20 protein-coding genes are annotated in these 21,998 nt (G+C 71.8%); 7 read left to right on the top strand and 13 right to left on the bottom strand.

Annotated features, from left to right (window positions below; all coding sequences use genetic code 11):
- Positions 1 to 111: 111 nt before the first annotated feature.
- The 10 genes from G472_RS0119850 to G472_RS0119805 all read right to left on the bottom strand — a co-directional run bounded on the left by G472_RS0119850 (position 112) and on the right by G472_RS0119805 (position 9,532).
- Complete coding sequence (locus G472_RS0119850) at positions 112 to 1,059, bottom strand: saccharopine dehydrogenase family protein (protein WP_029009775.1); 948 nt, start codon at positions 1,057 to 1,059, stop codon at positions 112 to 114.
- Positions 1,060 to 1,084: 25 nt separating this feature from the next.
- On the bottom strand, positions 1,085 to 1,876 hold the full coding sequence (locus G472_RS0119845; protein WP_084536793.1) for an ATP-binding cassette domain-containing protein: 792 nt from the start codon (positions 1,874 to 1,876) through the stop codon (positions 1,085 to 1,087).
- A gap of 17 nt (positions 1,877 to 1,893) precedes the next feature.
- Entirely contained in the window at positions 1,894 to 2,556 is a 663-nt protein-coding gene (locus tag G472_RS0119840; RefSeq protein ID WP_029009773.1) for an amino acid ABC transporter permease, read from the bottom strand.
- 65 nt (positions 2,557 to 2,621) lie between these two features.
- Positions 2,622 to 3,464: a transporter substrate-binding domain-containing protein gene (locus G472_RS0119835; protein ID WP_029009772.1), complete on the bottom strand. Its 843-nt coding sequence runs from the start codon at positions 3,462 to 3,464 to the stop codon at positions 2,622 to 2,624.
- Between the two features lie 113 nt (positions 3,465 to 3,577).
- Positions 3,578 to 4,549 (bottom strand): 4-hydroxy-tetrahydrodipicolinate synthase, encoded by a 972-nt coding sequence (dapA, locus tag G472_RS34430; RefSeq protein ID WP_084536787.1) that lies wholly within the window; start codon positions 4,547 to 4,549, stop codon positions 3,578 to 3,580.
- Between the two features lie 32 nt (positions 4,550 to 4,581).
- Entirely contained in the window at positions 4,582 to 5,319 is a 738-nt protein-coding gene (locus tag G472_RS0119825; RefSeq protein ID WP_029009771.1) for a 4-hydroxy-tetrahydrodipicolinate reductase, read from the bottom strand.
- Between the two features lie 14 nt (positions 5,320 to 5,333).
- Positions 5,334 to 6,740 carry an aldehyde dehydrogenase family protein gene (locus G472_RS0119820; protein WP_029009770.1) on the bottom strand — a complete coding sequence of 469 codons (1,407 nt, stop codon included), beginning with the start codon at positions 6,738 to 6,740 and terminating at the stop codon, positions 5,334 to 5,336.
- Entirely contained in the window at positions 6,737 to 8,113 is a 1,377-nt protein-coding gene (locus G472_RS34425) for an FAD-dependent oxidoreductase (RefSeq protein WP_084536786.1), read from the bottom strand. Before G472_RS34425 ends, G472_RS0119820 begins: the two co-directional genes overlap by 4 nt.
- On the bottom strand, positions 8,106 to 8,372 hold the full coding sequence (locus G472_RS34420; RefSeq protein ID WP_051341052.1) for a 2Fe-2S iron-sulfur cluster-binding protein: 267 nt from the start codon (positions 8,370 to 8,372) through the stop codon (positions 8,106 to 8,108). The genes G472_RS34425 and G472_RS34420 overlap by 8 nt, the downstream gene beginning before the upstream one ends.
- Positions 8,369 to 9,532 (bottom strand): NAD(P)/FAD-dependent oxidoreductase, encoded by a 1,164-nt coding sequence (locus tag G472_RS0119805; RefSeq protein ID WP_029009769.1) that lies wholly within the window; start codon positions 9,530 to 9,532, stop codon positions 8,369 to 8,371. Before G472_RS0119805 ends, G472_RS34420 begins: the two co-directional genes overlap by 4 nt.
- A gap of 178 nt (positions 9,533 to 9,710) precedes the next feature.
- Between G472_RS0119805 and G472_RS34415 the strand changes: the two genes are divergently transcribed.
- On the top strand, positions 9,711 to 10,649 hold the full coding sequence (locus tag G472_RS34415; RefSeq protein ID WP_084536785.1) for a LysR family transcriptional regulator: 939 nt from the start codon (positions 9,711 to 9,713) through the stop codon (positions 10,647 to 10,649).
- A 9-nt stretch (positions 10,650 to 10,658) separates the two neighbouring features.
- Here the strand turns inward: G472_RS34415 and G472_RS0119795 are convergent, their stop codons facing one another.
- Complete coding sequence (locus G472_RS0119795) at positions 10,659 to 10,967, bottom strand: hypothetical protein (RefSeq protein ID WP_029009768.1); 309 nt, start codon at positions 10,965 to 10,967, stop codon at positions 10,659 to 10,661.
- A gap of 89 nt (positions 10,968 to 11,056) precedes the next feature.
- Entirely contained in the window at positions 11,057 to 12,826 is a 1,770-nt protein-coding gene (locus G472_RS34410; protein ID WP_084536784.1) for a hybrid sensor histidine kinase/response regulator, read from the bottom strand.
- 336 nt (positions 12,827 to 13,162) lie between these two features.
- Here G472_RS34410 and G472_RS0119785 point away from each other — a divergent pair, with 336 nt between their 5' ends.
- The 6 genes from G472_RS0119785 (at position 13,163) to G472_RS34400 (ending at position 20,726) form a co-directional block, all read left to right on the top strand.
- Positions 13,163 to 14,341 carry a hydrogenase small subunit gene (locus G472_RS0119785; protein WP_029009767.1) on the top strand — a complete coding sequence of 393 codons (1,179 nt, stop codon included), beginning with the start codon at positions 13,163 to 13,165 and terminating at the stop codon, positions 14,339 to 14,341.
- Between the two features lie 10 nt (positions 14,342 to 14,351).
- Positions 14,352 to 15,377 (top strand): hydrogenase 2 operon protein HybA, encoded by a 1,026-nt coding sequence (hybA, locus tag G472_RS0119780; protein WP_029009766.1) that lies wholly within the window; start codon positions 14,352 to 14,354, stop codon positions 15,375 to 15,377.
- Positions 15,378 to 15,388: 11 nt separating this feature from the next.
- A complete protein-coding gene (gene hybB, locus G472_RS0119775) occupies positions 15,389 to 16,591 on the top strand; it encodes a Ni/Fe-hydrogenase cytochrome b subunit (RefSeq protein WP_051341051.1) in 1,203 nt (400 codons plus the stop codon).
- An 18-nt stretch (positions 16,592 to 16,609) separates the two neighbouring features.
- Entirely contained in the window at positions 16,610 to 18,316 is a 1,707-nt protein-coding gene (locus tag G472_RS0119770) for a nickel-dependent hydrogenase large subunit (RefSeq protein WP_029009764.1), read from the top strand.
- Positions 18,317 to 18,412: 96 nt separating this feature from the next.
- Complete coding sequence (locus tag G472_RS34405) at positions 18,413 to 18,919, top strand: HyaD/HybD family hydrogenase maturation endopeptidase (protein WP_051341050.1); 507 nt, start codon at positions 18,413 to 18,415, stop codon at positions 18,917 to 18,919.
- Between the two features lie 130 nt (positions 18,920 to 19,049).
- Positions 19,050 to 20,726, top strand: a complete 1,677-nt coding sequence (locus G472_RS34400) for a methyl-accepting chemotaxis protein (RefSeq protein WP_051341049.1) — start codon at positions 19,050 to 19,052, stop codon at positions 20,724 to 20,726.
- A gap of 31 nt (positions 20,727 to 20,757) precedes the next feature.
- Here G472_RS34400 and G472_RS0119755 read toward each other — a convergent pair whose 3' ends face one another.
- Positions 20,758 to 21,924 (bottom strand): glutathionylspermidine synthase family protein, encoded by a 1,167-nt coding sequence (locus G472_RS0119755; protein WP_029009763.1) that lies wholly within the window; start codon positions 21,922 to 21,924, stop codon positions 20,758 to 20,760.
- Between the last annotated feature and the right edge of the window lie 74 nt (positions 21,925 to 21,998).

Here is a 21,998-nt window from a genome sequence, read left to right as displayed (position 1 = left end):
GGCCGGAGAATGATCACTTCCATCATTTTCCGGCCGTGGAACCCGGCAGATCAATGCCAAGGCATTGATTGAGAGGGTGACACCGGCGGCACCTTTAAGGTGCCGCCGGTGTCAGGCGTCGCCGATGAGGGGGCGCAGGAACCGGTTGCCCAGCAGCAGGGGGGCCGGAATGTCCTCGTGGCGGACCGGCCCGCGACCGGCGATCGTGCCGTCGCGCAGCAGGTCGAGCACCGCCGCCACATGCGCCGCCGACAGCCGGTGCAGGGCGCCGATGCGGCTGCCGTCGGGCAGGCGCACGGCGGGCACCCGGCGCACGTACGTCTCCTCCGCCGCCACGCCGTCGCGCCGGCCGCGCACGGTGATGAAGAAGACCACCACGTCCTGGTCCGTCTCGGGCAGGCCGTTGCGCAGCAGGGTGAACAGCAGGTCGCGCCGCTCGGCCAGCCCCAGGTCCTCCAGCAGGAAGCGCATGCCGTCGAGATGGCCGGGGTAGCGGATGGTCTTGAAGGTCAGCCCGCGCACCCGCCCGGCCAGGACCTTGCACAGATCGCCCACCCCGCCGGCCGTCGTGAACGCCTCGTAGGGCGTGCCGTCGAGCACGAAGCGCTCGTAGCGGCCGAGCGGCTCCAGCAGCGCCGGGCGGCCGCCGACCAGGGCGTCGCAGGGGCTGGTGTACTCCTCGAACAGGCCGTTGAGGTCCCACGTCAGCGTGTAGCCCAGACGGTTCGACGGGTGGGCCGGCAGGGAGCCGACGCGCACGGTCAGGTCGACCGGCGGCTCCAGCACCCCGGCCAGGGAGGCGGCGATGTTGGACACCAGCCCCGGCGACACGCCGCAGCCGGGGATGAAGGCGCCGCGCGCCCCGTCGGCCAGGCGCCGCACGGCGTTCATGGCGCCGGCGGTCTCCGCCAGGTCCAGGTAATGGCAGCCCAGCCGGGCGGCGGCGTCCACCGCGCGCTCCGTGCAGTCCACCAGGGCGACCCGGTAGTCCCCGCCCTCGGCCAGTTGCCGGGCCACCGCCCGGCCGGTGCGGCCGGCCCCGACCACCATGACCTTCATCGCATCCTCTCCTTCCGGTGTCGGCTCAGGCATGGAAGCGCGCCAGGAAGGCCCGCAGCCGCTCGCCTTCGGGGTTGTGCAATACCGCGTCGGGCGTGCCGTCGGCGGCGATGACGCCCCGGTCGATGAAGACCGCGCGGTCGGCCACGTCGGCGGCGAAGGCGATCTCGTGGGTGACGATGGCCATGGTCATCCCCTCCTCCGCCAGCGCGCGCACCACGGTCAGCACCTCGCCCACCAGTTCGGGGTCGAGGGCGCTGGTCACCTCGTCCAGCAGCAGCACGTCGGGCTGCATGGCCAGGGCGCGGGCGATGGCGACCCGCTGCTTCTGCCCGCCGGAGAGGTGGTTGGGATAGGCGTCGCGCTTGGCGTCCAGCCCGACGCGGGCGAGCAGGTCCATGGCCACCGCCTCGGCCTCGGCGCGCGGCCGCTTCAGCACAACCACCGGCCCTTCGATGACGTTCTCCAGCACCGTCTTGTGGGGGAACAGGTTGAAGTGCTGGAACACCATGCCGACGTGGCGGCGCAGCTCGCCGACGCCGATGGAGCCGTTGCGGCTGCGGAAGCCGCGGGCGACCGGACGGCCGCGCAGGCGCAGCTCGCCCGAATCCGGCACCTCCATCATGTTCAGGCAGCGGATCAGCGTGGATTTGCCCGACCCCGACGGGCCGATGATGGCCAGGACCTCGCCGCGGGTGAGGTCCAGATCGATGCCGCGCAGCACCTCGATGCTGCCGAAGCTCTTGCGCAGGCCGCGCACCGACAGGATGGGGTCGTCGGCCGCCGGGGCCGCGGCGGCGGATCGCGGTGTGTTCATCAGCGTGCTTTCGTCCATCAGTCGCTCACCCTCAGGTGGCGCTCCAGCCGGTCGGCCATCTGCGTCAGCGGGAACAGCAGCAGGAAGTACAGGACCGCCACCACCGTGTAGGCTTCCAGCGGGCGGTACGTCTCGCCGTTCACCACGGCGGCCATGTACGCCAGTTCACCCACCGAGATGACGGAGATCAGCGAGGTGTTCTTGAACTGGATGACCGACTGGTTGATGAAGGCGGGGAGCATGCGCTTGGCCGCCTGGGGCAGGATGATGCGGCGCATCGCCTGCCCGCCCGACATCCCCAGCGCCGCCGCCGCCTCGTGCTGGCCGCGCTCGATGGAGGCGATGCCGCCGCGGAAGATCTCCGCGTAGAAGGCGCCCACGTACAGCGACAGGGTGAGGATCGCCGCCACCGAATTGTCAATGCTGACACCGATCAGCAGCGGCAGCGCGTAGTAGAACCAGAGAATCTGCACCAGCAGCGGCGTGCAGCGGAAGATTTCCTGATAGGACCGCGCCGCGATGCGCACGACGGCGAAATCCGACAGGCGTGCGAAACACACCAGCAGCCCGATGACGACACCCAGAACAATCGAGCCGACGGTGTAGAGCAGCGTCAACCACAGCCCGATCAGGAACAGGTCCCAGGATTGAACCACCACCTGGAAGTCCCAATGATACATCTCATCCCTCCCCGATAGATCCGGTTGCGGCCCGCGGCACCCGACACCGCGGGCCGCGGCCGGCCTCAACCGCCGAAGTCGAAGCCTTCGGGAAGGTCGTCGGCGCTGATGCCGAACGGCTCCAGCCCCTTGAGAATCCAGGTCTGATTGTTGCCGACGCGGCGGTTGTACTCGGCCCAGGCGGAGACGAACTGCTTCCACCGCTCGCCCGTGGCGTAGTTCAGGCCGACCACCGACGGCGACGACAGCGTGGGCCGCGGCACGTGGACCTTGCCCAGGGCCGGGTTGCGCTTGATCATCACCATGCCGTTCAGCACGGTGTTGACGATGCCGTCGGCCTTGCCGGTGGACACCGCGATGATCGCCTCGTCACGGGTCTTGAAGCGCAGCATCCGCGCCTTGGGCAGGTACTGCTGGGCGATCAGGTCCTGCGAGGAGCCGATGTCCACCGCCAGCGTGTACTTCGGGTCGTTGAGCTGCGCCCAGGTCAGCGACGCCAGCTCCGGCTTGGGGGAGACGACCACGAAGCTGTTGTAGTAGGTCGGCGCCGTGAAATACACGGACATGGCGCGCTTGGGCAGCGCCGTCAGGGCGAGCGCCAGGTCGGCCTTGCCCGACTGCACGTCGAGGATCGAGTTCGCCCAGGAGGATTCCACCACCTCCAGCTTCACGCCCAGCGTCTCGGCGATGTCGCGGGCCATCTCGATGGCGAAGCCGCGCCACTCGCCGGTGCGCGGGTCCTTGTTGAAATAGGGGTCTTCGTTGAGGATGCCGGGAACGCGCAGAACCCCGCGCTCGCGGATCTGGTCGAGCGTGTCCTTCTCCTGCGCAACCGCCGCACCCGCCAGGCCGGTCGCCGCGACCATGGCGAGCAGAAGAGAAGCAAGTCCTTTCTTGAACATCTTCATGATGAGTCGCCCTGTTCCGTTGTTATGAATGGTTGCCGGACGCTCCGGTAGCGAAGCGCCGCGGGTCGTCACCGTATCCCCCCACACGAGTCCTCCCGGAATACCGTAGCCGGTCAGGGGAAAGGGGCAATGCAAGAGTCGGCAGCGGACCTATGGTCTTTCTTGTAGGAGGCGGCGCCGACACCGGTCAGCCCCAGCCCTTCCAGCTCGGTCCGCAGCCGTACGCGCGTCTCCTCCCCGGCCGCCGCCAGCGGCAGGCGTACACCGTCGTCCATCAGCCCCAGCGCCGCCAGGGCGGCCTTGACCGGCACCGGGTTCCCTTCCAGGAACAGGGTCTCGGTCAGGCCGAACAGCCGGTCGTGAGCGGCCCGCGCCGCCGCCCCGTCGCCCGCCCGCGCCGCGGCGACCATGGCGACCACCTCCGCCGGGACGACGTTGGACAGCACGCTGGTCACCCCCACGGCGCCCAGCGCCAGGAACGGCAGGGTCAGGGCGTCGTCGCCGCAGTGAATGACGAAGTCCGGCCCGCAGACCCGGCGCAGTTGGGTCACCCGCTCGGCCCGGCCGCCGGCCTCCTTGATGCCGACCACCGTCGGCAGGTCGCGGGCGAGGCGGCCGGCGGTCTCCGGCGCGATCTCCACGCCGCAGCGGCCGGGAACGCTGTAGAGCACGACGGGCAGCGGCGTCGCCGCGGCCACCGCCGCGTAATGGGCGTACAGCCCGCTCTGGCCGGGCTTGTTGTAATAGGGGGTGACCACCAGCAGCCCGTCGGCCCCCAGGTCGGCGGCGCGCCGGGCCGCCGCCACGGCCTTCGCCGTGTCGTTGGCGCCGGCCCCGGCCAGCACGAAGGCACGGCCGGCGCAGCGGGCGACGGTGCGGCGCAGGATGTCGCGGCTCTCCCCGTCGTCGAGGGTCGCGGCCTCGCCCGTGGTGCCCAGCGGCACCACCCCGGCAACGCCGGCCGCGAGCTGGCGGTCGAGCAGCCGGTCGAAGGCCGCACCGTCCACGGCGCCGTCGCGCAGCGGGGTGACGAGGGCGGTGAAGACACCCGCCAGGCGGGTGCGGTCGAAAGCGGCGGACGGCATGGGTCCGAAATCTCCCTGGTCTGTCCGGACGCTCAGGCGTCCAGCGTATCGGCGGGGCTGTAGCGGCCCGGCGCGCGGCCCGGCCGGGCCAGCCAGCGCGCCCCCTCCAGCGCCCCGCGGGCGTAGGCGTCCAGCGTGTGGACGGTGAAGCTCATGCGCAGTTCGGTGACGCCGGGGTCGAAGCGGACGGCGTTGACGCCGACGGTGTCGCCCTCCCGGTGCACCTCGATGGGCACCGAGGCGCCGGGCGGCGCGCCGCGGGCATCGGCGATGTCGGCGGCCAGCCGCCGCGAGGTGCCCGACGGCTCCGCCTTCTTGCGGGCGTGGTAGGTTTCCGACACCACCGGGGCGGCGTCGGGCAGCAGGGCGGCGATGCGGCGGACGGCCGCCGCGAACGCCTCGAACCCCAGGGCGAAGTTGGCCCCCACCAGCAGCGGCCGCACTGCCGCGGCGGCGGTGAGCGCCGCCTCGCCGCGGCTGTCGAAGCCGGTGGTGCCGACCACCACGGGGATCGGCCGGTCCCCCATCAGGTCCAGCAGGCGCAGGGTGGCGGCGGGCGCGGAGAAGTCGATCAGCACGTCGCAGTGGGAGCGGTGGGCGGCATCGGCCGCCCGGTACTCCATGCCGTGGCCGCCGTCCACCGGGGTGCCCAGCCGGGGCGATCCCGGCGACACCAGCGCCGCCCCCAGCTCCAGGTCGGGCATGGCGAGCACCGCCTGCACCAGCCGGGCGCCGACGCGCCCGGAGGCGCCATGGATGCCGATGCGCATGGGGGTCCTCCCGTTCAGGCTTCGTCGATGACGACCTTGGGCTCGCTCATCTCGCGGGCGGCGATCCGCACCCCCTCGCGGCCGAGCCCGCTGCGCTTGATGCCGCCGAACGGCACGTGCTCCGCCCGGAAATCCGGCCCCTCGTTGATCATCACGCCACCGACCGACAGCTCGCGGGCGAACCGCCGCACCGCCGCGTGGTCGTTGGTGAAGACGCCGGCCTGCAAGCCGTAGGGGCTGGCGTTGACCTCGGCGATGGCGGCGCCGATGTCGTCGAAGCGGCGGACGGCGATCACCGGCCCGAAGGTCTCCTCGCGCAGCAGCTCGGTGTCCGGGGACACCGCGTCGATCAGCGTCGGCGCCACCAGGGCGCCGCGGCGCTCGCCGCCCAGCAGCAGCCGCGCACCGGCCGCCCGCGCATCGGCGACGCGCCGGACCACGCGCCCGGCGGCCTCCTCGTCGATCACCGGGCCCATGTCGGTGGCCTCATCCATGGGGTCGCCGGTGCGCACCGCGGCGACGGCGGCGGTCAGCCGCTCCAGGAACGGGTCGGCGATGGCGGTGTGCAGGTACAGCTTCTTGACGGCGGCGCAGCTCTGGCCGGCGATCTCGGTGCGCTGCGCCACCGCGGTGGCGACGGCGCGCTCCAGGTCCGCGTCGGGCAGGACGAACAGGGGGTCGTTGCCGCCCAGCTCCATCAGGCAGCGCACCAGCCCGCTGGCCCGCTTCAGCGCCAGCCCGGCGTCCGGCCCGCCGGTGAAGCTCAGCAGATCGATGGGCGCCTGCGCCAGGGCCAGGGCGGTGTCGGCGCCGCCGTGCACCACCTGAAACAGGTCGGGCGGGAACCCCGCGACCGCGGCCAGTTCGGCCAGGCGCTGCGCTGCCAGCGGCGCCTTGGGCGACGGCTTGGCGACCACCGCGTTGCCCGCGGCGATGGCCGGACCCAGCTTGTGGCACAGCAGGTTGAGGGGGTAGTTGAAGGGCGTGATGGCCCCCACCACGCCCACCGGCTCGTAGGTGATGACCGCCCGGCGGCGGGCGGCGCCGGCGACGATGGCGCAGTTCAGCACCTCGCCGTCCAGGAAGGCCGCGGTCTCGCCGGACAGGCGCAGGGTGTTCTGCGCCCGCCGTACCTCGTTGCGCGCCTCGCGGATGGTCTTGCCGACCTCGCGGCAGATGGTCTGCGCCAGCGGCTCCGCCTCGGCGGCGATGGCGTCGGCCAGGCGGTCGAGCAGGGCCCGCCGCTCGGCCGGCGTGGAGTGCCGGAACTCCGCCGCGGCGCGCCGGGCGCGCTGCACCGCCAGGGCCACCGCCGCGGCGTCCGCCGCCGCGACCTCGCCCACGGGGGTGCCGTCGAAGGGGTTGGTGACCGTCAGGGTGTGGCCGCGGGCCGGCCCTTCGGCCCAGTGCAATGCCGTCATGTCCGCTCCGTATCGGTTTCGCGCTCATCGGCGCGGGCGTGTTCATCGCGCTCTGCGGCGCGGGTGGTGTTCTGATCGAGGAAGGCCCGGATCGGCACCGGGCGCAGGGGCCAGCGCCGGCCGGTCATGGCCGCCGCTGCGGCCTCGGCCTCCGCCGCCCCCCGCTCGCGCAGGGCGGCGACGACCCAGTCGGCGCAGAAGCGGCCCTGGCAGGCACCCATGCCGAAGCGGGCGGTCAGCCGGACCTCGCGCGGGGACGGTCGGTCGCCCTCCAGGGCGGCCCGCAGGTCGCCCACCGTGCGGTTCTCGCAGCGGCACAGCACGGTGTCGTCGGGCAGCGACAGGGTGCCGGAGGCCGCCCCGTCGTACAGCCGCGCCAGCGCCGCCTGGGCGCGGCGGTGGCGGGCCAGCACCGGCCCCGGAGCGGGGCCGTCCGGATGGGGCCGGCCGAGCCGGTCGAGCACCCGCAGCGCTGCGGCGCGGCCGTCGGCGACGGCGGCCCGGCCGCCCAGCACCTCCCGGCAGTCGCCCGCCCGAACCACCGGGAAGCCGCAGGCGTCCCCCTCCTCCGCCAGGCCGAAATCGTTGGGCCGGATGCCGTCGTGCAGGGCCACCCGGTCGGTGTCGAGGGTGTGCCGGCGGCCGCGGCGGTCGCGCGCCAGCAGGCGCAGCCCGCCGTCCGCCGCCTCGATCCGCTCCAGCCGCCAGCCGGCGCGCACGGGCACCCGGCGGCGCAGCAGGTTACCGGCGTGCCAGGCGCCCTCGGCCAGGTACTCCGGCGCGGCCAGCAGGGCCGCCGCCGCCGGGCCGAGGGGGACGGACGCCTCCAGCAGGGCCAGGGGCGGGCGGCCGAGCGCGCTCATCTGCGACGCCACGGCCATCAGCAGCGGACCGGAGCCCGCCAGCACCCAGCGGCCGTCCGGCACCCGCCCGGTCCGCTTCATCATCACCTGCAAGCCGCCGGCGGTGACCACGCCGGCGTGATGCCAGCCCGGCACCGGGCGCACCCGCTCCACCGCGCCGACCGCCAGCACCAGGGCGCGCGGCGCCAGGGCGTCGACGCGGGCCACCGCGCGGTCCTCGATCAGGCACAATCCGTCGGCATCGACCCCCAGGAACAGGCAGCGCGTGCGCACCGTGACCCGCTCGGCGGCTGCGGCCAGCCCGGCCTCCAGAGCGCGCCAGCGGTCCTCCTGCCCCGGCGGGGCCGGCACCGGCGGCGTCGCCGCGTCGGCGGGCCGGCGGTGAATGGCGCCGCCGGGGCGGTCGCCCTGCTCCACCAGCGTTACCGGCAGGCCGGCCGCCGCCAGGGTGCAGGCCGCGGCGATGCCGGCGGGGCCGCCGCCGATCACCAGGACGGGGGTCTCAGTCATGACCGCCTCCTTCACCGGCAACCGGTTCCGCCACCGCACCGGGGCGCACCGGGGTCAGGCAGGCTTCGACGAGGGTCCCGTCGACGCGGATGACGCACCCCTGGCACGCCCCGATGCCGCAGAAATAGCGGCGCGGCAGCCCGCTCGGCTCGCGGCCCAGAACGCGTACGCCGGCGCGGTCCAGGGCGGCGGCGAAGGTGTCGCCGGCGACGGCCGGCACCGGACGCCCCCGCCAGAGGAAGGTCGCGCCGCCGCTCATGCCGCCCTCGCCGGGGCCGGAAAGCGGGCGGGATCAAGGGGGGCGGTGTCCGCCACGGGCGCCTCGCCGCACAGGCGCTGCTGCAGGACACGCCCCATCAGAGGGCCGAGGCAGATCCCGTCCCCCTCGAAACCGGTGGCGATCCACAGGCCGGGCCGGGTGGGATGGGGGCCGACCAGCGGCACCCCGTCGCGCACCGCCACGCGCACGCCGGCGAAGATGCGCAGCAGCCGCAGGTCGGCCACCGCGGGACAGAGGTCGGCCGCCGCGGCCAGCAGGTGGCGGGCGGCCGCCAGGTCGGTGCGCCGGGCGTCCCCGTCCTCCTCGCGCGTGCCGCCGATGAGGAGCTGGCCGGTGCGCAGCGGGTCGATGACCAGGCCGAAACTGCGTGCCGCCGGACCGGCGTCGCCGACGCTGCCCTTGCTGACGAGGTAGCGGGCGGACATCAGCGGTCCCGGCAGGCGCGGGCCGCCATCCGCCCGTTCCGTCACCAGAAGCTGGCCGCGCCGCGGCCGCAGCACATCCTCCAGCCCCAGCAGGACGGCCGAGCCGGTGCCCGCCGCGACCAGCACGGCGTCGCCACCGATGATCTCCCCGTCCGCCAGGTGCACGCCGCGCACCCGGCCGTCGCGCTCGTCCAGGGCGACGACGCGGCGGTTGCGCAGCACCGGAAAGCCGCCGGCGCGGCGCAGCCGGTCCACCACCTCGTAGCCCACGGCGTGGCCATCGTCGGCCACCTCCACCGCCAGCCGCACGGACGGCGCGGCCATCGGCAGGCGCGCCGCCAGCTCCGGACCGGACAGGGCGCGCACGGCCACGCCGGCGTCGGCCAGGCTGCGGGCGTGGCGATGCAGCACCGCCTCCTCCGCCGCCGTGCCGGCGACCAGGAAGGTGGGGCGGCGGGCGAAGGCGCCGTCCAGCACGCCGTCGCGGGCCAACGCGGCGTAGAAGGCCACCCCGGCGCGGGCCAGGTCCATCAGGACGCCCGGCCGCTTGCTGGCCACCGACACGGCCCCGTCGGAGGCGCCGGTGGCGCCCGCCGCCGGGGCGGCGGTGTCGACGACCACGGGGCGGACGCCGGCGCGGCTCAGGAAGTACGCGGCGGAGATGCCGACGATTCCGGCACCGACGATCACGACGCTTCGGGGTGTATGGGCCATGGATGGCACACCGGGTTGGTTCGTTCCGGGGGGATGGTCGCCCGCGGCGCCCCCGCGGTCGATACAAATGGCCGCAGGCGGTTTCCCCGAATTCTTGGAAGTGGTCGATGATGCTTGCCCCCGCCCCGCCGGGTGCTACCATCGAACGGGTGCGCGGACCACGGGACGGCCACTCGCGATGACCGACATCAGCCTGACCCTCATCCAGACCTTTTACATGGTCGCCCGGCACGGGTCCTATTCCGCCGCAGCGCGCAACCTGGGCCTGTCCTACCAGTCCGCGGCGAACCATGTGCGGCGGCTGGAACAGATCCTGGGCGAACGCCTCGTCCATTCCGAACAGGGCGTGAAGCAGGTCGCCCTGACGCCGCGCGGACGCTCGCTGTACGCGCTGCTCCACCCTGAACTGGACACCATGCTGGAGCGGCTGTCGCTGGTGATCCGCAAGCAGCGGCCGATGCTGCGCATCGGCCTGCCGCAGGCGATCTTCTTCTATTTCTTCCCGGCGGTGCTGATGCGCTTTCGCGAACGGTTCCCCGGCGTGGAGATCCTGGCGTACGAACGGGACACCGTGCTGGCGGAGATGGTGAAGAACGGCAGCCTGGACGTGTGCGTGAGCGAGCGGTTCTTCGGCGACCCGGTGGTGCCGCAGCGCCTGCTCAGCACCTACCGGCTGGCCCTGGTGTTCCCGCGCGCCTGGGGGCCGCCGCCGGCGCCGGAACGGGCGGCCGCGTGGACCGCCGGGCGGCCGTTCATCACCTACGAGCCGGGGCAGACCCTGCGCAACCTGGCGGTGGACTTCCTGACCAAGGGCGGCGCCCCGCCGGATATCGCCCTGTCCACCTCCGGCAGTTCCAGCGTCAAGCGTTGCGTCGAGGAGGGGCTGGGCTTCTCCATCATCCCGTCCTGGTGCATCGGACCGGCCGACACCGCGGTGCTGAAGGTGGAACTGCCGGTGCTGCCGGAGGTGCCGCTCTATTTCGGCAACGCCCAGTTCCTCACCGACAGCGTCTACGTCGCGGCACTCTACGACGCCTGCCGCGCGGTGCTGGCCCCGGCCACGGCGGAGCAGCCGGCCGACACCGGCGCTGTCGCCGCTGCCGCTGCCGACGCCTGAACGGCGCCGTTACTTCAGCCCATCGCCGTAAAGGTCGCAGTCGTGCTCGTCGGTGCCGGGCCGGGCCCGCCCGCCGTTGGAGGTGCGGTAGCGCGGATCGTCGCATTGACCGTTGTGGGCGTACTGCATGCTCCAGCCGGGATCGCCCCAGGCGGGGTGCGACGCCTCGGCCCGCGCGGCATAGCGCAGGGCGGACGCGGTGGAGGCGGCGGAGCCGCCCGTCGCCACGTCGCCACCATCGAGATTGCAGGCGGACAGGAGGAGCAGCAGGGCGGCCGGCAAGGCGGCGGACAGCGGACGGCGGATCGCGGTGGCCATGGCGGGGATGGGGATCGGCTGGTGGGGGTGGTCAGGGGACTTCCACGGCGACGAACGCCGGCGGCGCCATGTCTATTCCCGAAATTCCATCAAAAGGATTCCGGCGGCCCCGCGGGCTCCGGCGCGGCCACGGGCAGGCGCACGCGCACCGTGGTCCCCTGCCCCTCGGCGCTGTCGATGTGCAGCGTGCCGCCGTGCATCTCCACGAAGGAGCGGACCAGCGGCAGCCCCAGGCCGGTGCCGCCGGCGCGGCGCAGAAGCTGGCTGTCCACCTGCCCGAAGGGCTGCATGGCCAGCGCCAGGCCGTCGGCGTCCATGCCGATGCCGGTGTCCGCCACCTCCGCCAGCACCGCCGGCCCGCCCGGACCGTCGGGATCGCCGCGCACCGCCAGGCTGACGGACCCGCCCTCCGGCGTGAACTTCACCGCGTTGGACAGCAGGTTCAGCAGGATCTGCTTCACCCGCACCGGGTCCGCCAGGACCGGGGGCGTGCCGTCGGCCACGGCGACGTGCAGCGCGACCCCCTGCGCGACGGCGCGTTCTCGGATCAGCAGGACGGAGCTGTCGACCGCGTCGCGGATGTCCATGGGCTGCGGATGGATCTCGAACCGCCCCGCCTCGATCTTGGCGACGTCGAGGATGTCGTTGATGACGGCCAGCAGGTGCTCACCCGACTTGCGGATGACGGCGGCGTACTCCCGGTACCGGGGATGGCCCAGCGGGCCGACCAGCTCGCTTTCCATCATCGTCGAGAAGCCGATGATTGCGTTCAGGGGGGTGCGCAGCTCATGGCTCATGTTGGCCAGGAACTCGCTCTTGGCGCGGTTGGCCAGTTCCGCCTGCTCCTTGGCCTGCATCAGCTCCGCCTCGGCGCGGCGCCGCTCCTGGATCTCCTGGAGAAGGGCGCGGGTGCGGTCGGCCACGTGGCGTTCCAGTTCGCCGTGGGCGCGCCGCAGCGCCCGCTCCGCGCGCTTGCGCGGCGTGATGTCCTGGCCGACGCAAACGACGGCGGCCGTCGCCGCATCGGCATCGGCCAGGCGGCTGATCGTCCACAGCACCACCCGCTCGCCGCCGGCGGCGTCCTGGCGGGCGTGCTCGAACTGGCGGGCATCACGGCCCGCCGCGACGGCGGCCAGATGGGTGGCGAACGGCCCGTCCGCCTCCCCGCCGCCCAGCTCCCGCCAATGCCGGCCGATCCGTTCAACCGCGACGACGCCGAAGATGCGCTCGGCCTCCCGGCTCATGTCCTGGATCCGCCCGTCGTCGTCGAGCACCAGGATGATGCCCGGCGCGGCGCGGATCAGCGAACGGAAGCGCGCCTCGCTGCGCCGCAAGGCCATTTCGCGCTCCTTCAGGGCGGTGATGTCGCCGATGGACCCCACCATCCGGTAGGCCCGGCCGTTCGCCCCGCGCAGAGCCAGCCCGCGCGCCAGCACCCAGCGCCACGCCCCCGTTCGGTCGGCAACCCGGTACTCGCACTCGAAATGGTCGGTACGGCCCTTCAGGTGCTCGGCCACCGCCGCCTCGTAGGCCGGACGGTCGTCGCGGTGGACGATCTTCAGCCACTCGTGGGTGGTGGTGCGCACGGTGTCGCCGTCGAATCCCAGGATCGACAGCAGCCGGGCGGACAGGAACAGTTCCTTGGTTTCGGGATTCCAGTCCCACAACCCCTCGTTCGGCCCGCGCATGGCAAGACTCAGCAGCTCGTTGCGGTCGCGCAGGGCCTCCTCGGCGGCGCGGCTGCGCTCCAGCGCCGCCTGCGAGCGCCGCTGCTCGGCCTCCAGTTCGGCGATGCGCCGCTCCAGAGCCCGCAACTGCCCCGGACCAGCCGCCGTTCCGTCCGTTCGGTCTTCCGCCATCCCAGCCACCGTCCCCACCCGGACCGGTGCGTCGCGCCACCGTCGTTCCGGCGCGCGGAGTATGCCGCCACCCGCGGGCCCGCGCAATAGTCAGACGTACGACACGTTAAAGTTGACAGCCCGGACTGCGCATCCGGAGGTGGCGAATTGATGCAGATCAATGCCCCGAAGCCGCCGGTGCTGCTGGTATGACCCCGGACGAATTGTGTCTTTATATCCATATTATTTTTATGGATATTGTGCCGTCGGCGCCGCCGCGCCGGTGGCCGGGCGCGTTCAGGCCGGGGGCCCCGACAAGGGGGAAACGCAGTCATCGCCAGGGTTTTGGGGGGAAACATGCCCGACGGTCTTGCGGCACTCGACGCGCAGGGGTGCGTCGATCAGCACATCGGCGACCTCGACGGTTACGACGGGGCGCTCGGCGGCATGAAGCGCCGCGATTTCCTGCAATACTGCACCGGTGTCGCCGCCGCGCTGGGCCTGTCGCCGGCGCTGGGCGTCACCATCGCCAACGCCGCCGCCGCCGCCGCCAACCGGCCGGCGGTCATCTGGCTGTCCGGCCAGGCGTGCACCGGCTGCGTCGAGACGCTGCTGCGCACCAGCCATCCCAGCCTGGAAACCCTGATCCTCAGCCAGATCTCGCTGGAATACTGCGAGACGCTGAACGCCGGCAGCGGCCACCAGGCCGAGGCGTGGAAGCAGCAGGCGATGAAGGACAACTGGGGCAAGTACATCATGGTCACCGACGGCTCCGTCCCGATCAAGGACGGCGGCGTCTACTGCAAGGTGGCCGGCAAGACCTACCGGGAACAGGTGGAGGAGTGCGCGGCCGGGGCCGCCGCCATCCTCACCATGGGCTCCTGCGCGTCGTGGGGCGGCTGGCCGTCGACCGGAGTCAACCCCACCGGGGCGGTCGGGCTGGGCGACGTCATCACCGACAAGCCGATCATCACCATCCCCGGCTGTCCTCCCAACCCCTACAACTTCCTGTCGACGGTGCTGCACTTCATCGCCTTCGGCACCCTGCCGGCGCTGGACGACAAGGGGCGGCCGAAGTTCGCCTACGGCCGCCTGATCCACGAGAACTGCGAGCGCCGGCCCCATTTCGACGCCGGCCGCTTCGCGATGGAGTTCGGCGACTACGGCCACCGCCAGGGCTACTGCCTGTTCAAGCTGGGCTGCAAGGGGCCGGAGACGTACGCCAACTGTCCCGCCATCGGCTTCAACGACGTGGGTCAGGGCACCTGGCCGGTGGGCACCGGCCACCCCTGCTTCGGCTGCACCGAGGAGGGGGTGGGCTTCACCAAGTCCATCCATGAGCTGGCGACGCTGAAGTCGGTGGCGCCGCCCGACAGCTACCCCGGCGTGGCCGCGGAGAAGGGTGCGGGCGCCAGCCCGGGCGCGGTGGCGGCGGTGGCCGGCATCGTCGGCGCCGCCGTCGGCGCCGGCACCGTCATCGCCAGTCGTCTGGGGAAGCACGACGAGTCCGGCACGTCCGCCGGCCCCGGCGCCTGAGGAGGCCGCCATGTCCGTATCGCGACGCGCGTTCCTGCGCACGGCGGTCAGAGGCGGCGCCGGCGCCGCCGCGGCCGCCTGCACCGCGGTGGCCGGCGCACCGGCGGCCACCGCCCTGCAACGCCCGCCCAAGCCCGCGGCCCCGCAGGCCGTCGGCCTGCTCTACGACAGCACCCTGTGCATCGGCTGCAAGGCCTGTGTCACCGCGTGCAAGGACGCCAACGGCATGCCCCCCGACGTCAGCCCGGACCAGACCGCCTGGAACGACGCCGGCCAGTGGGACACCCCGGTGGACCTGTCCGCCCGGACGCTGAACGTCATCAAGGTCTACACCCACGGCACCATGGCCGCGAAGGACCGCGAGACCGACGGCTTCGCCTTCGTCAAGCGCCAGTGCCTGCACTGCACCGATCCGTCCTGCGTCTCGGTGTGCCCGGTGTCGGCGATGACCAAGGACCCGGTGTCGGGCATCGTCAGCCACGACCCCGACGCCTGCATCGGCTGCCGCTACTGCGTGCTCTCCTGCCCCTTCGGCGTGCCCCGCTACGACTACAACGACGCCTTCGGCGAGATCAAAAAGTGCCAGCTCTGCAAGCACCGGCTGGCCGAGAACACGCTGCCGGCCTGCGCCGACGTCTGCCCCACCGGGGCCACCCTGTTCGGCCCGACGCCCGACCTGCTGGCCGAGGCGAAGCGGCGCACGGCGCTGACGCCGGGCGAGCGCACCCACTTCCCGCGCGGCGACATCGCGGGCACGGTGGGCGGCCCGCGCGACGGTCATGAGGCGACGGTGCACGCCGCCTATCTGCCGCACATCTACGGCGAGCGGGAGCTGGGCGGCACCCAGTGCCTGGCGGTGTCGGCGGTGCCGTTCGACAAGCTGAACCTGCCGACGAACGTGCCGGACAACGGCTACCCCACCCTGTCGGAAGGCATCCAGCACACGCTGTACGCCGGCATGGTCGGTCCGGCCGCGCTGTTCGCCGGGCTGGCCTATCTGGCCCACCGCACCGCACGCGACCACGACGACGATTGAGGGGCGCGACCATGGCCACGTACGTCTCCGCTTCCGCGCCCGCCGCCACCCCGCACACGGGGCATGCCGCCGCGCACGAGCACCGCCCCCTGGGCGGCCCGATCTTCACCCTGCCCTTCCTGGTGGCGCTGCTGTTCGTGGTGATCGCCGGGTTCATCCTGGTGGAGCGCTACGCCCACGGGCTGGGCGCCGTGTCCAACCTGTCCGACGGCTACCCCTGGGGCATCTGGGTGGCGGTCGACATCGTCATCGGCACCGCCTTCGGCTGCGCCGGCTATGTGATGGCGCTGCTGGTCTACATCCTGAACAAGGGCGAATACCACCCGCTGGTGCGCCCGGCGATCCTGGCCAGCCTGTTCGGCTACGGCCTGGCCGGCGTCGCCGTGCTGGTCGACCTCGGCCGCTACTGGAACTTCTACCACATGGTGCTGCCCTGGTACGCCCAGCCCAACTCCGTCATGCTGGAGGTGGGGCTGTGCGTGGCGGCGTACGTCACCGTGCTGACCATCGAGTTCACGCCGGCGGTGCTGGAACGCTTCGGCTTCTCCGGGCTGCGCCGCACCCTGTCGCGGGTGCTGTTCATCTTCATCGCATTGGGCGTGCTGCTGCCGACCATGCACCAGTCGTCGCTGGGCACCATGATGGTGATCGTCGGGCACAAGCTGTCGCCGCTGTGGCAGACCCAGTTGCTGCCGGTCTTCTTCCTGATGACCGCCGTGCTGATGGGCTTCGCCATCGTGGTGTGGGAGGCGGTGCTGTCCTCGCTGGGCTTCCGCCGGCCGATGGAAACGCCGCTGCTGGCCAGGCTGTCGGGGCTGATGCTGGCCACCGGCGCGGTCTTCCTCGTCCTGCGCGTCGTCGATCTGGCCATGCGCGGCCAGCTCGACGCGGTCTTCACCGCCCATGGCGGCGCCATGTTCTGGGTTGAGACGGCGCTGCTGGCGGGCGGCCTGCTGCTGCTGGTGCCGCCGGCCAACCGCCGGCGCGCCCGCGCCCTCTTCGTGTCGTCCTCGATGCTGCTGGCGGGCGGCATCGTCTACCGGCTGAACGTCTACCTCATCGGGTTCACCCCGGCCGTCGGCCCGTGGAGCTACTTCCCGTCGCTCAGCGAAATCCTCGTCACCGTCGGCATCTTCGCGCTGGAGGTCGCCCTGTACCTCCTGTTCGTGAAGACGCTTCCCGTCATGCACGCCGTCGACGCTCAGCGCGGCTGATTCTGGAGGACACGAACCGTGGCTCAGCGAATTGTCGTAGATCCCGTCACCCGCATCGAGGGCCATCTGCGGGTGGACTGCGAAGTCGACGGCGGCAAGGTGACCAAGGCCTGGGCGTCGGGCCAGATGTGGCGCGGGATCGAACTGATCCTGCAGGGCAAGGACCCGCGCGACGCCTGGGTGTTCGCCCAGCGCATCTGCGGCGTCTGCACGACGGTGCACGCCATCACCTCGGTGCGCGCGGTGGAGAACGCGCTGAAGCTGGAGGTGCCGCTGAATGCCCAGTACATCCGCAACCTGATCCAGGGCGCCCACGCGGTGCACGACCACATCGTGCACTTCTACCACCTGTCGGCGATCGACTTCGTGGACATCGTCTCGGCGCTCAAGGCCGACCCGGCGGCCACCGCCAAGCTCGCCCAGTCCCTGTCGGACTGGAGCATGAACGGCGTCTCCGACTTCGCCGAGGCGCAGAAGCGGCTGGCCGCCTTCGTCGGCTCCGGTCAGCTCGGCATCTTCGGGTCGGGCTACTGGGGCCACCCGGCGATGACGCTGACGCCGGAGGTGAACCTGCTGGCCGCCACCCACTATCTCCAGGCCATCGAGTTCCAGCGGCGCATCAACAAGGTGGTGGCCATCCTCGGCTCCAAGACGCCGCACATCCAGAACATGGCGGTGGGCGGTGTCGCCAACCCCATCAACTTCGACAGCCAGTCCACCCTGACGCTGGAGAAGCTGTACTACATCAAGCAGTTGATCGACGAGGTGGGCGACTTCGTGCGCAAGGTGTACATCCCCGACGTGTGCGCCATCGGCGCCATGTACGCGGACTGGACGCAGGTGGGGCGCGGCATCGTCAACTATCTCGCCTGTCCGGACATGCCGCTGGACACCACGGGCACGCAGATGGCGCTGCCCGGCGGCTTCATCGAAGGCGGCGACCTCACCGCCGGCTTCCACGCCATCAGCGGCTTCGGCGACCCCTATTTCGAGAAGGGGGTGAAGGAGAGCGTCAAGCATGCCTGGTACCAGGGCGGCAAGGGCGCCCTGCACCCCTACGAAGGGGAGACGGTGCCGCGCTACACCGACTGGCAGGACGACGGCAAGTATTCCTGGATCAAGTCGCCGACCTTCTACGACAAGCGCGCCCAGGTGGGACCGCTGGCCAACGTGCTGTGCATGTACGCCGCCGGCCATGAGCCGACGGTGCGCTGGACCAACGCCGCCCTGTCGCTGATGTCGGGCCATCTCGGCGCGCCGGTGGGACCGGACATCCTGCACTCCACCATCGGCCGCCACGCCGCCCGCGCCGTGCGCGCCGCCGTGCTGTACGAGGAGCTGAGCCGCCAGTGGACGCTCCTGATGGAGAACCTGGGCAAGGGCGACTTCACCACCTTCAACAAGCCGGTCTTCCCGAAGGGCGAGATCCGCGGCTTCGGCTTCCACGAGGCGCCGCGCGGCATCCTCTCCCACTGGGTGGTCATCGAGAACGGCAAGATCCGCAACTATCAGGCCGTCGTCCCCACCACCTGGAACGCCGGGCCGCGCGACGAGAACGATCAGCCCAGCCCCTACGAGGCGGCGCTGCTCGACAACCCCGTCGCCGATCCGGAAAAGCCGCTGGAGGTGATCCGCACCGTCCACTCCTTCGACCCGTGCCTGGCCTGCGCCGTGCACCTGACCGATACGGAGAGCCGCAGCACCTATCAGGTGAAGGTGGCCTGACGGCGCCGCGTGCGGTTGGATTGATCCACTTCACGGCCCCGCCGGGCGGGGCGGGGTATCGACCCTCGTCCCCTTCCCGCCCGCGGAGCCGGTCTCATGCCCATTCTCGTCCTCGGTCTCGGCAACATCCTCCTGTCCGATGAAGGTGTGGGCGTGCGCGTCATCGAAGCGCTCCAGGAACGCTGGACCGTTCCCGACGGCGTCAGCGTGGTGGACGGCGGCACCTGCGGCATGGACATGCTGGACATCATCGCCAGCCACGACACGCTGATCGTCGTCGACGCCGTGAAGACGGGCGCGCCGCCGGCCACGGTGGTGCGCCTGACCGGCGACGCGGTGCCGGCCTTCTTCAAGGGCAAGCTGTCGCCGCACCAGCTCGGTCTGTCCGACCTGCTGGCCACCCTGCGCCTGCACGGGGAGGAGCCGAAGACCCTGGTGCTGTTCGGCTGCGTGCCGGAGCGCATGGAGGTCCGCCTGGACCTGTCGCCTGCCGTCGCGGCCCGGGTGCCGGACCTGGTGGACCGCGTCGTCGCCGAACTGCGCGCGCTGGGCGCCGCACCGCACCCCAACGCCGGCGCGCATGGCGACGGCGAATACACCTGAATTCATCTATCGGAATTTCATCTTCATCGCACGATTGCGGCGTGCTGCACTGCGGCGTAAGATTCTCCGGCACCGTCCGTCCATGCGCACGGCGACGGTCGTGCCGCGACAACCCAGCCCGGAGCACGCCATGGGGAGCCTCTTCAGCCGTCTCGACTTCACCCGGAAGCTCGTCGCCCTGAACGTCATCGGCACGCTGGTGAGCTGTGCCGCCATCGTCGCCTCCGCCCTCTTCTTCATGACCACCGAACTGAAGAAGGAGGAGATCGCCCGGCAAGAGATGAACATCCGCGTCGCACTGGAGATCCTGAACCCCGACAACCGGCCCTACCGTCTGATCGACGGCAAGCTGGCCGCCGGCGATCGCCTGCTGGAGGGCACCTTCGAACCGGTGGACGAGATCAAGCGCACCCTGGGCGTCACCATCACGCTGTTCCGCGCCAACGTCCGTGTCTCCACCACGCTGGTGGACACCGATGGCCGCCGCCCGGTCGGCAGCGAGATGCCGGCGGAGATCTTCGAACGGGTGGTGACACGCGGTTCCGGCTTCCTCGGCGAGTATCCCGTGCGCGGGGTGAACTACCTCGTCTCCTACCAGCCGCTGCGCGATGAGTCGGGCAAACCCGTCGGCGCCATCGCCGTGGGCATGCCGTCCGGCGAGTTTTATGCCGTCATCGGCAAACTGGGCTGGCGAATCGGTGCGGTGTCGCTGCTCATCGGCGTGGTTCTGTGCGTCGTCACCTTCGTTTATGTGAAGGCGCAGATGCGCTCGGTCCACCGCCTGGCCGGGGCGATGGACGCCATCGGCCGCAAAGAGTACACGGTCGCCGTGGGGGACACGGGGCGCAGCGACGAGATCGGCGTCATGGCCCGCGCGGTCGAGGGCTTCCGGCTGTCGTTGCAGGAGGCCGACGCGGCGGATCGGCAGCGGCGCGAGGGCGAGGCCGAACAGGCCCGCCGCCGCGACGAGATGGACCGCGCCACCCGCGCCTTCGCCGGGACCATCGACGTGGTGGTGCGCTCGGTGTCGGAATCCGCCTCGCGCATGCAGGGCAACGCCGAACGGTTGTCGCGCAACGCCGAGGAGACGCAGGCCGCCGTGGTCTCGGTGTCGGCCGCGTCGCAGCAGGCGTCGACGAACGTCGAGACGGTGGCGGCTGCGGCCGAGGAACTCGCCGCGTCCATCGGTGAGATCAGCCGCCATGTGGGCGAGGCGACGCGGGTCGCCGACCGCGCGGTCAACGAGGCGCAGACCACCAACGCCACCGTCCAGGGCCTCGCCGACGCCGCCCACCGCATCGGCGAGGTGGTCAACCTCATCAACGACATCGCCAGCCAAACCAACCTGTTGGCGCTGAACGCCACGATCGAGGCGGCGCGGGCCGGCGAGGCGGGCAAGGGCTTCGCCGTGGTGGCGCAGGAGGTGAAGAACCTGGCGAACCAGACCGCCAGGGCGACCGAGGACATCCAGAGCCAGGTGGGCTCCATCCAGGGCGAAACCCAGCGGGCCGTGGGCGCCATCACCGCCATCGTCGACATCATCCGCCGCATCAGCGAGATCACCACGACGGTGGCGGCGGCGGTCGAGCAGCAGGGCGCCGCCACCTCGGAGATCGCCCGCAACGTGCAGCAGGCATCGGCCGGCACCCGGTCGGTGAACGGCAGCATCGAAGGTGTCGACCGTCAGGCGCGCGAGACCGGCACCAGCGCCGAGGACCTGCTCGCCGCCGCACGCGCCCTGAAGGACGAATCGGCCAAACTGGGCAGCGAGGTGGCCTGCTTCCTGTCGGTCGTGCAGCAGACGTAAACCACCGCAACCGCCACTTCGGCGGTGCGCGTCAGGGCCGGAACAGGTGCGGCACCATCGCCGCCTCCGGTCCGACGCGGGGGTCGGCGGACTCGCGCACGCTCATGCCCAGGCACTTGTCGCCGACGATCCAGGCGTGCAGGACGGCATGGACGCCGTCCTGTTCGAACACCGGCGGCGTCTCCATCCACAGCCAGCCGCCGGGGTTCGCCACCACCGGGCCGGAGTCGGCCACCGGCGCGCCGTGCCGCGTCAGCCGTTCGGTCGGATGGTCGAGACCGAAGAAGGACCGCACCGTCACCGCGTCGCACCCGGCCAGGTCGGCCTCGTTCACCGACGCCCGGCACAGGTTGGGATGGCCGGGATAGAGACCCCACAACAGGGCGACCAGCCCGTGGTTGGACATGGGCCAGCGCCAGATCGGGTCCAGCACGGCCATGCCGCCGGCGCGCATGCCGGTGGTGAACACGCTGTCGGCCAGGGCCTCCCAGGGATAGAGCTTGTACAGCCAGGCGATCGCCTCGCCCTCCGGATCGACGAAGCGCATCCCGTCCCTGGCGATGGCCTCCAGCTCCACCCGGCGGGCGGCGATCCCCGCTTCCGCCGCCGTGGCTGCCAGATAGGCGGCTTCGCCGGCGCCCATCGGATCGTGGGCGGCGCAGGCGACATGCACCGCCTCGCGCCCGCTCCCCGCCGCCAGTTCCTCCCAGCGCTCCACCAGCGCTTCGTGAAGACTGTTGAACTGGTCCGCGTCGCCGGCCATGGCCTCGCGCCAGTTGCGCTGGACGATGGCGGCGGCGAACAGGCCGTCCGGTGTGTCGTAATTGCAGCCCAGCAGCTTCAGGGAATCGCGCCCGTCGTAGGCCAGCGTCAGGCGCCCGACCAGCCCGCCCGCCCGTTCGTTGATCCCGCCCTGGCGCCAGTAGTCGGCCCACGACGCCTCGATCAGACGCACCGTATCGGCACGATACCCCAGCGCGGCGCACGCCCGGTCCGCCATCACCCGGCGCAGCGCCTCACGGATCATGCCGTGCAGCTCGTCGGCCACGCTTTCGATCAGGTCGATCTGCTGGACGGAGAACTCGTAGCGCACGTCCTCGCGCCACAGGGCTCCCGCCCCCACCGCGGCCATGCCGAACGGGTATCGCACCAGCCCCGGACGCCAGTTGGCCCGGGGCGTCACCGTGGATCTGCGCATGATCGCGGTCGGCCCGTCTTCGGACTCAGCGGCCGCCGGCGCGCGGCGCGCGCGGCGGATCGGCGGGGCGGCTC

The organism is Azospirillum halopraeferens DSM 3675, from assembly GCF_000429625.1.
Taxonomy (GTDB): Bacteria; Pseudomonadota; Alphaproteobacteria; order Azospirillales; family Azospirillaceae; genus Azospirillum; species Azospirillum halopraeferens.
The sequence above is the reverse complement of the archived record's forward strand: the minus strand, read 5'-3'. Positions and strand labels throughout refer to the sequence as shown.

Coding starts and splice junctions, on each gene's coding strand:
- G472_RS0119845 (WP_084536793.1), bottom strand. CDS start 1,876: ATGAACACACCGCGATCCGCCGCCGCGGCCCCGGCGGCCGACGACCCC.
- G472_RS0119755 (WP_029009763.1), bottom strand. CDS start 21,924: ATGCGCAGATCCACGGTGACGCCCCGGGCCAACTGGCGTCCGGGGCTG.
- G472_RS34415 (WP_084536785.1), top strand. CDS start 9,711: ATGACCGACATCAGCCTGACCCTCATCCAGACCTTTTACATGGTCGCC.
- G472_RS34420 (WP_051341052.1), bottom strand. CDS start 8,372: ATGAGCGGCGGCGCGACCTTCCTCTGGCGGGGGCGTCCGGTGCCGGCC.
- hybB (WP_051341051.1), top strand. CDS start 15,389: ATGGCCACGTACGTCTCCGCTTCCGCGCCCGCCGCCACCCCGCACACG.
- G472_RS34405 (WP_051341050.1), top strand. CDS start 18,413: ATGCCCATTCTCGTCCTCGGTCTCGGCAACATCCTCCTGTCCGATGAA.
- dapA (WP_084536787.1), bottom strand. CDS start 4,549: ATGCCGTCCGCCGCTTTCGACCGCACCCGCCTGGCGGGTGTCTTCACC.
- G472_RS34400 (WP_051341049.1), top strand. CDS start 19,050: ATGGGGAGCCTCTTCAGCCGTCTCGACTTCACCCGGAAGCTCGTCGCC.
- G472_RS34425 (WP_084536786.1), bottom strand. CDS start 8,113: ATGACTGAGACCCCCGTCCTGGTGATCGGCGGCGGCCCCGCCGGCATC.
- G472_RS0119850 (WP_029009775.1), bottom strand. CDS start 1,059: ATGAAGGTCATGGTGGTCGGGGCCGGCCGCACCGGCCGGGCGGTGGCC.
- G472_RS0119805 (WP_029009769.1), bottom strand. CDS start 9,532: ATGGCCCATACACCCCGAAGCGTCGTGATCGTCGGTGCCGGAATCGTC.
- G472_RS0119785 (WP_029009767.1), top strand. CDS start 13,163: ATGCCCGACGGTCTTGCGGCACTCGACGCGCAGGGGTGCGTCGATCAG.
- G472_RS0119835 (WP_029009772.1), bottom strand. CDS start 3,464: ATGAAGATGTTCAAGAAAGGACTTGCTTCTCTTCTGCTCGCCATGGTC.
- G472_RS34410 (WP_084536784.1), bottom strand. CDS start 12,826: ATGGCGGAAGACCGAACGGACGGAACGGCGGCTGGTCCGGGGCAGTTG.
- G472_RS0119795 (WP_029009768.1), bottom strand. CDS start 10,967: ATGGCCACCGCGATCCGCCGTCCGCTGTCCGCCGCCTTGCCGGCCGCC.
- G472_RS0119820 (WP_029009770.1), bottom strand. CDS start 6,740: ATGACGGCATTGCACTGGGCCGAAGGGCCGGCCCGCGGCCACACCCTG.
- G472_RS0119825 (WP_029009771.1), bottom strand. CDS start 5,319: ATGCGCATCGGCATCCATGGCGCCTCCGGGCGCGTCGGCGCCCGGCTG.
- G472_RS0119840 (WP_029009773.1), bottom strand. CDS start 2,556: ATGTATCATTGGGACTTCCAGGTGGTGGTTCAATCCTGGGACCTGTTC.
- hybA (WP_029009766.1), top strand. CDS start 14,352: ATGTCCGTATCGCGACGCGCGTTCCTGCGCACGGCGGTCAGAGGCGGC.